1 protein-coding gene and 1 pseudogene are annotated in these 8,658 nt (G+C 42.0%); both read right to left on the bottom strand.

Translation table 11 applies throughout. The annotated features are described in order from the left end of the window. Positions 1 to 107: pseudogene (locus tag DEU42_RS17650) on the bottom strand (type IX secretion system membrane protein PorP/SprF); the annotation flags it as partial. A 102-nt stretch (positions 108 to 209) separates the two neighbouring features. After that, complete coding sequence (locus DEU42_RS13240) at positions 210 to 8,639, bottom strand: fibronectin type III domain-containing protein (protein WP_114758786.1); 8,430 nt, start codon at positions 8,637 to 8,639, stop codon at positions 210 to 212. Positions 8,640 to 8,658: the final 19 nt, after the last annotated feature.

The raw sequence follows: 8,658 nt of genomic DNA, 5'->3' as shown, positions 1-8,658 counted from the left end.
ATCACGTTCATGTTGTACATGTACTGTGTGTAGTGCGGATCCTGCTGGGCTGTAGCGTCTGCAAGGCCGCCAAGAGCTAATAATGCTGCCAGGTAAAGTTTCTTCATGTAATGTGTGTTTAGCTTTAGTTTTGGTAAAAATATAAAAAAAAACAAACCCCCGCCTAAAAGACGGAGGTTTGTACCATTTTTTTTAATTTTTTAAGAAAATTATTCTTGTCTATTGATATAAACCCATCCGGTTATTGTTTCTCCGGTTGAACGTTCTACCATATAGAAGTATGTACCTGTTGGCAAATCTTCACCTTTATTAGTTTGACCATGCCATTCTTTAGTATAACTAGTTTTGCTGTATACTTCCTGACCGTAACGGTTAAAGATGCTTAGTTTTCTAACACTAAGAGATGTTAAATCGAACTCATCATTATAACCATCACCATTAGGAGAGATACCACGTGGTATTTCACAAGCAGTACTTGTTACTTCAAACGTATCTATGCTTATACATCCATCAGCTGTAGTAACAGTTACCATATACTCACCAATTGGTCCAGGAACTATTTTACGGCTAGTAGAAGTGAATCCTTCAGGACCTGTCCACACGTAAGATGCAGTATCAGGATTGAAAGAATCTTCAAGATCAGACACTTCAAGAGTATAAACATTCTCTTCACAAATATCAGTAAATACAAGATCTATTACTCTGGTATCAGCAACAACTTCTATAGATTCGGTATGTGTACAAGTTCCAACAGTTACAGTAACCTGATAAGTACCAAACTCAGTTCCTTCGATGCTAGCCTGATTACCTCCTGCAGGAGCACTGTTAACAGTCCATACATAAGTTGCAGCATTAAGATCGAAGTTAGCATTGCTTACAGAAACTGTTACATTGGTTGGAAGACATGCAACATACGGACCACCAAGACTGAATTGAGGTGTAGGTGTTACATTCACCATGAAACTGTTTTCGCTGTAACAATTAGGGTTATCAAGTGATGCCGCATGAACAAAGATAAGCTGTGTAGAAGTAACCGTATCACCAGCACTTAAAGCTTCACCTGTTGCATTTGCACCTGTAAAGTAATTACCCACAGTTAGCACCGGAAGCACATAGCTATCACAAACTGTTACATCAGCAGGAGCATCAGCAACCGGAGTTTGCGAAACTGTCACCTCAAAACTTACCTCAGAAGAACAATTTGGTGTAGTACCAGTTTCCTGATATACATAAATCGTCTGTGTAGAAGAAATAAGCTCACCGGCATTTAGCATTGTACCTGTTCCACCAGGACCGGTATAGTAATTTGCAGCTGTATTATTTCCAGTCAGATTCGGAAGCGCATAGCTGTCACAAGCCTGAACATCGTCGATAAGATCTAATGATGGAGAAGCATTTACAGTTATAACAAACGTATTCTCATCTGTACACGCTGCAAGTGTAGGAGAAACTACATACACATAAATTGTATGAGATCCGGCACCTAACAGAACGCCTACATCTTCACCAGCACTTAACATTGTACCAGTACCTCCGGCACCTGTATAATAGTTGTTACCTGCACTTAGTGCTGGAAGCACATAGCTATCACAAACCGTTACATCAGCAGGAGCATCAGCAACCGGCGTAGGAACAATTGTTACAACTGATGTAGCTGTACCCACACATCCGTTTTTGTTAACTGTTACTTCATAAGAACCTCCTACAGTTACTGTAATAGAACTAGTAGTATCTGGAAGCGGATTTCCGTCAACAGTCCAGGTATATGTAGCAGCAGAAAGATCTTCTGAAGCATCTGGTATTACCGAGATTGTAGTTGAAGTACCATCGCATATAGAAACATCCGGAGTTACAGTAAATACCGGAGGAACATTGTTAATTATAACATCAAACGATTTTGTAATAAAACATGGCAGATTGTTTTTCATTACCCTCACCCAAATAGTAGTAGTAACATTAGTTACAAATGCCGCAGGATTTGCAATAACATTTGTCTCGTCAATAGCATCCTGCTCAGTAGGATAGTAAGCGAATGTATAACCTGTAGGATCTGCAAACACATCAGCAACAGCAGTAGTAAGATCAAATGTAACATCTTCACCATTACCACATTTAGTGATATCTACCGGATCGTTAGCAAGGATAATTTGCTCTTCAACCCTAATTGTAAAGTCACTTTGTCTAGTAACGATTGATCCATTACAAAGGCTATATGAAGCACGTGCTGTCATTACAGTAGTTCCTGCAGTAGCACAAACTTCAACCTCCTGGTCATTACTATAGAAATCACCATTTTGAAGCCACTCAAAGTCTACCGAGGTATCTCCGTCCGGAGTAAATCTCCAAGCTTCAAGGTTAGCACTCCAAGAACCTGTATTTCTTCCAGGAGCAGCAATAGCTACAGAACCATCGGCGTTTTGTACACCAATAACACCCGCGCCATTTTGCCATCCAGTACATGGAACCCGTCTCTTAACATATACTTCGATAATGTTAGTGATCTCATAGATAACAATCTGTGAGCTTTGAGGACCAACAGCTTGATCAGCAGCAGAATCTGAACTACAGTTAAACTGTGCCAACTCATTAAAGCTAACAACAAACGCACGACAAGGATAGTTACCTACAACCTGGTAGTTGATGTTAGGGTTATCCCAACTGTTGTTTGTCGGGTTAGGGTTAGTATCCTGATAAACACCATAAATAGCATTTCTTATCGGGAATGTGGCATTAGGTATAGTCTGGTTGAATGACCAAGCGCTAAATGCCCCTGTGGCCTGATCTGCATTAAAGCTCACAACACCATTAGATCCTACCTGTGCACCGTTATAAACGTTACCCATAAAACAGAATTCAAACGGAAGAGTAACTTTTGGACCCCAGATATCATCTACATCAATAGGCATTGGAGTACCTCCTAAAGTAGGGAATGGCGGAACATAAGGAATACCTTCTACAGTATATGATGTAGTTTGTGCAGCTGCTGCATAGAAGCTAGCAGAGAAATCAACGCAAAGTTGTTCACCCGGACATATTACATATTCCGTATCAGGCGCAATAATTTCAAGGTCAGCATCTATTACCGTTACGTCTGCACAAGCAGGTGGTGTAAAGATTGAGAACCTAAGCGCTCCTGACCAGAAACTTTTATCATTAGTGTCCATATCACAAATAGCTCTTACATAATACTCGTAAGGCACACCAGGAGTAACGTTCGCCAACACATAATGAGGCTCATCTACAAGCACACTCGTAGTTGGAGCAGTCGATGGGAATGCACCACCCTGAGGCTGTATAACAACTTCCCATTGTGTTTCTGTACCACCAGGTGTCCAGCTAAGCTGCGTAGTGTTAGGAGCATTTACAACGCTCTCACTCACAAGGTTAGTAGGCTGAGGACAAGTAATATCTGAACAATAAGGAATACCTGTATAAATAAGTGTATTCTGATCTGATGCAGTACTTCCTGCAACCCTTTGGAATACTGTTTGGTTGTTAAATGGATTTACAATTTGTAATCCCGCCTGATTTGGATTTGTTCCTCCAGGATTAAAGAATACTTCGTAAGGCAGACCTTTACACAGAGGTAATGTAACTGTTACAGGACCTCCACCAGTTGCTAGTTGCGGACCAAGTGTTCCAACAACAATACCGCTTTGACGAACTGTCATTGATACCGTACCCCATCCATTGTTACCTGAATCTGTAAGGATAAAGTTAACAGGACACTGATCTATAATCTCACATACATTAGTATTAAAGTTATATGGTCCACTCCATTGGCTATTGTCGCCTGTGCCACATATAGCTCTTACATAATATTTATATAATGTCCCCGGAGTCATTCCTTCATATAAGTAAGGATTTGAATCAGCAGTGTTTCCAGCCTGGTTTTGACCAGGTGCTGCAGCACTTTGAGGCACTACATAAACTTCCCACTGAGTAGCAGTACCATTTTCTGTCCAACCAAGTAAAGCTGACGTCATACCAATATTAGTAGCCGTAAGGTTTGTAGGCTTAGGACAAGTTAATGCTTTAATGCTAATGTTATCAATAGCAGCCGGAGACGCTCCTGCTGTAAAGGCGTTATTTACCCATTCGAACACAAAACGCTGTGTTGTACCTGCAGGAACAGTAGGTGCATAACTTGCCGTTGTCCATGCAGAACCATTATAAAGGTTTGCAGTCGTTACAAGCTCTCTTTGACCAGCAACAGCTGTAATAGCAGTACCGGCTACAGGGTTGTAGTTTAGAGGAACTCTCCAAACTCTAACGTAGTCATTAACTTCACCAACATTCTTCCAGTCGAATGCAAAATCAAGAGTAGTAACACCCGCAGGTATCACAACATCTCTATAAGCATGTACTGTCGAAGAAGTTGTACTTGTATAATTATTAGTTACACCATTATCGTTAGAGATATATAGTGAAGTTGAAGGGCTGTTAAATGTAGCACCTCCTACAAACCACTTGTTAGGCTGCGTACCCGTTGTATATGTAAATCCTGGGTTACCGGCAGTATCAAAGCCCTGAGTGTAAGGAAGAGTTGCCGGGATTTGAGGTGTATTAAAGTTTAGACCTCCTATCCAGAAACTTGTTCCGTCTGCAGCTCCACAATTACTTCTTATCCATAGATAGTAGTTTGTAGAATCTGGTAAACCAGTAAGTGTTAATGATGTACCTGTTACGTTACCTGTAGGTATAGTACCAGCTGTTGGTGCTACAGGGCTTGTAGTCAGGTAATAGTCATAACTTGCTGCCGGTGGCGTAGATGCTGTCCATGTAAATGTAGCATTTACAGCATCGATAGATGTAAGCGTAAGACCTGAAGGAGCAGAACATGTAATAACTGACATGTTGATGTTATCAATAGCAGCTCCCGGTGATGGACCAACACTACCGTCATTTCTCCACTCAAATATTATCCTGCGGATAGAACCACCCCAACCTGTTGCATTAACAACGTTATTTACAGTTGTCCAGGTGTTGTTATTATTCATGTTACCGCCTATCTGTATACCTCCTGAAGCAGCTGCAGTAATCTGAGTACCCGGAGTTGGTGTAAATGTTACCGGAACAACCCATACCCTTAGGTAGTCACAACATGACTCTCCCGCAGCTTTCCAGTCAAACTGAAGAAGCACCTGGTTAGTTGGAATTGATGCAGGCATCTGTATATCCCTGTAAGCCTGAACTACAGATAAAGATGTATCAGTATAATTGTTAGTAGCACCATTATCATTAGAGATATATAATGAATTAGCCGGGCTGTTGAATACAGCTCCACCCACTACCCATTTATTGGTTTGTGTACCATTGTTTAGTGTATAATTACTAGCTCCCGCATCAAAATTCTGAGAATATGGCATCGGAGCCGGAATCTGTGGTGTATTGAAGTTAAGCGGACCAATCCAGAAACTTGTTCCGGCTGCGCCACCACAATTACTTCTTACCCATACATTATAATTCGTAGAATCTGTTAACGGCGTAAGTGTTGCCGTTGTAACATTACCTGCTACAGAACCACTTGGTGTAGTTGCATCTGTAGGCGGAGTATTTGTTGTAGAGTAGTAATAGTCATAATTTGCAGGTGCAGTAGGTGCCGCTGTCCAGTTAACAACTGCCGAGTTAGTTGTAAGTGGCGTACCAAGTACTAAAGCAGAAGGTGCAGTACAAGTAATAACTTTAAAGTTAATATTGTCTATAGCAGCCGGCGGCTGAGTACCGGTAAATCCGTTATTGAACCATTCGAAAATAATTCTTCTTGTAGTTCCTAACTGAGCTGCAGGAATAGTAACAACATTGTTAGATGTTGCCCATGCTGCACTACCTGTAAAGTTACCGCCTATCTGAGTTCCCCCACTTGCAGCAGCTGTTATCTGCGTACCCGGTGTTGGAGTATACGTAATAGGCACATTCCATACTCTGAAGTAATCTCCTGTTTCAGCAACACATTTCCAGTTGAACTGAAGCAATGCCTGACCTGAAGCTACTGTTCCCGGAATAGTAATATCCCTGTATGCATGAACTACCGATTGTAGTGCAATGTCATATGCGTTAGACACTCCATTATCGTTAGAGATATATAGTGAATTAGCAGCACTTTGGAAAGTTGCTCCACCCACTACCCATTTATTGGTTTGAGTACCATTTGACAAGGTAAAGTTATGAGCACCTGCATCAAAGTTTTGAGTATAATCCATTGCTGCAGGAACCTGAGGCGTACTGAAGCTTACAGGACCTGTCCAGAAACTCTGATCTGTTGCGCTACAATGCGCCCTTACCCATACATAATAGAATGTATCCGGTGTAAGCGGAGTTATTGTAGCCGTTGTACCAGGCACGTTTTGTGTAGGTACGGTAGCCGCAGTAGGAGCCGGTGTAGCTGTATTAGATACAAATACATCATATCCCTGAGCAGGAACAATTGCCGGTGCAGTCCAGCTAACTACACCTTGTGTAGTGTTTAGTGAACTTACAGTAAGAGCTGTAGGCTGAGGACAAGTAACAAGAGAAAGGTTAACATTGTCAACAGCAGCAGCAGGCATAGAACCAACACTTCCATCATTTCTCCATTCAAATACAAGTCGCATTACCTGGTTGTTCCAGGATGCAGGAGCATTTATAATGGTAAGTGAATTTTGCCAGTTGGCTTGAACATTAAGGTTACCACCTATCTGCATACGGTCAGTTCCGGCAGCAATCTGAGTACCCGGTGTTGGGGTAAACGATGCAGGAACAATCCATACTCTCAGGTAGTCACAACAAGACTCTCCAAATCCTTTCCAGTCGAAAGAAAGAGACATCTGTCCGATTGAAGCAGGCATCTGAATATCTCTATATGCCTGAACAACACTGGTTGCACCAATGTTAAAAGCATTCGTAACACCATTATCGTTAGAGATATATAGTGAATTAGGAGCACTGTTAAATGTTGCTCCACCTACTCTCCACTGATTAATTTGTGTTCCGTTATTTAGTGTAAATCCATGAGCTCCCGAATCGAAATTCTGGATAAAGTTTAAAGTTGCAGGAACCTGTGTTGTTGTAAACACATAAGGACCTGCCCATATACTGTAATTACCACCGCCACAGCTTTCTCTTACATAAAACTCATAAGAAGTTGCCGGTTGGAATGCTGCTATTGCAGGAGCAGTTACGTTACCAACTGTATTACCTGTATTTGATGTAAAAGTAACAGCATTAGCAGGAGAAGGCAATCCAGATCCTGCAAGCTGAGTTACTACTTGCCATGAAGTAGACCCTACAGTTCCTGGTGTCCAGCCAAGAGTAGCCGTAGTTCCCGTTACAGCGGTTACTGTGCCAGCTGTAGGCTGAGGACAAAATACCTGTTGAATAGTAAGCGTATATGCTGTTGTTTGAGGAGTACCGTTTGTAGAAATTACAAAATAATAAGTTGTACCCGCAGTCATTGCAAAAGAAGCATTGTTATATGCTGTTGTTGCAGATGCAAGACCTCCTGTTAAACATGAAATTCCAATATTGGCACAGCCACTATATACAAATACTCCGGCAGGACCTCCGGTACCACCTAAATTAATGTTGTAGTTTCCGGTTGCAGCAGGAGTATAAGAATATACCACGTCATTACCGGCCAAGTAGTTTCCTGTACTACCACAACCTGTCCCGGAGACACCTTCATAAAAGTCACTGTTTGCAGATGTATTACCGGTTACGCTCACGTTACCGGTACCTAAAACAATAGGAGCCTCACAGGTATCTCCCAAACATCTTGTTTTAAACAGTATCGGCCCTACCCAGGCACTAATACCACCATCTGAACAAAGTGTACGAACATAAAACTTGTAATTGGTACATGCTGTCAGTCCACTCTTAACATAAGGAAGTGTACCGTTGTAAACCTCTCCAGCCCCAGTAGGCGCTAAAGCGTCTTGTACAACTTCTATTTCCCAAGATGTAGCTGATCCTGGGTTCCAGCTTAAAGAAGCTGAGGTAGGAGTAGTAGCAGCAACTACAGGTGTAGTAGGAGGAGTACATAAAGCACTAACCTTCACGTCGTCAATAAACCAACGGTCTTTGTCGTCTCCCTGCATAAGGAATGCTACACGAACCATTGTTCCTGCTGGCCATAAAGTAGCATTGGCAGGAATTGAAATAGTTTTTTCCGTCCACTCCGTCTGAACCGGGTTAAGTGTTAGCTCAGTGTAGGTTGTTAACAGAAAAGCAGCATTACTGTTAAAATCAGCAGCTGTTGGTGTTGCACCTGTATCAGGCATGATATATACTTTGTATATACCACCATTGTCTCCCGCAATTGTAAGCCTTGACTGAAACTTCAGTTCGGCATTTGCAACCATTGGGAAAGCTTTAGTAACAAGCCAGTCCGAAGGAATGGCATCTGTTGGTGCTACGTTCTCCTTTTGAAGGTACGCAGAATGTCCTGAACCACCAAAAGGAGGTTGCTGTGTGTTGCCCGGGATCGTTTGGATCCACGTTTGCAATGGCCCGAATTCGTTGATTACTACCCAGTTTGGTGGTGCGGCAGGCATTCCAGGAACCTGGACTGTCCATGGATCATCGAAATGCTCCACTGGCAGCTGCGCATACGCAAAAAAGGACATCAACAATCCGAAGATCATTAAAGTAATTTTTTTCATAATTTATGGTTTAGCTAAA

It is taken from the genome of Flavobacterium sp. AG291, from assembly GCF_003350375.1.
GTDB lineage: Bacteria > Bacteroidota > Bacteroidia > Flavobacteriales > Flavobacteriaceae > Flavobacterium > Flavobacterium suzhouense.
This window is presented reverse-complemented; position numbering and strand designations above follow the sequence as displayed.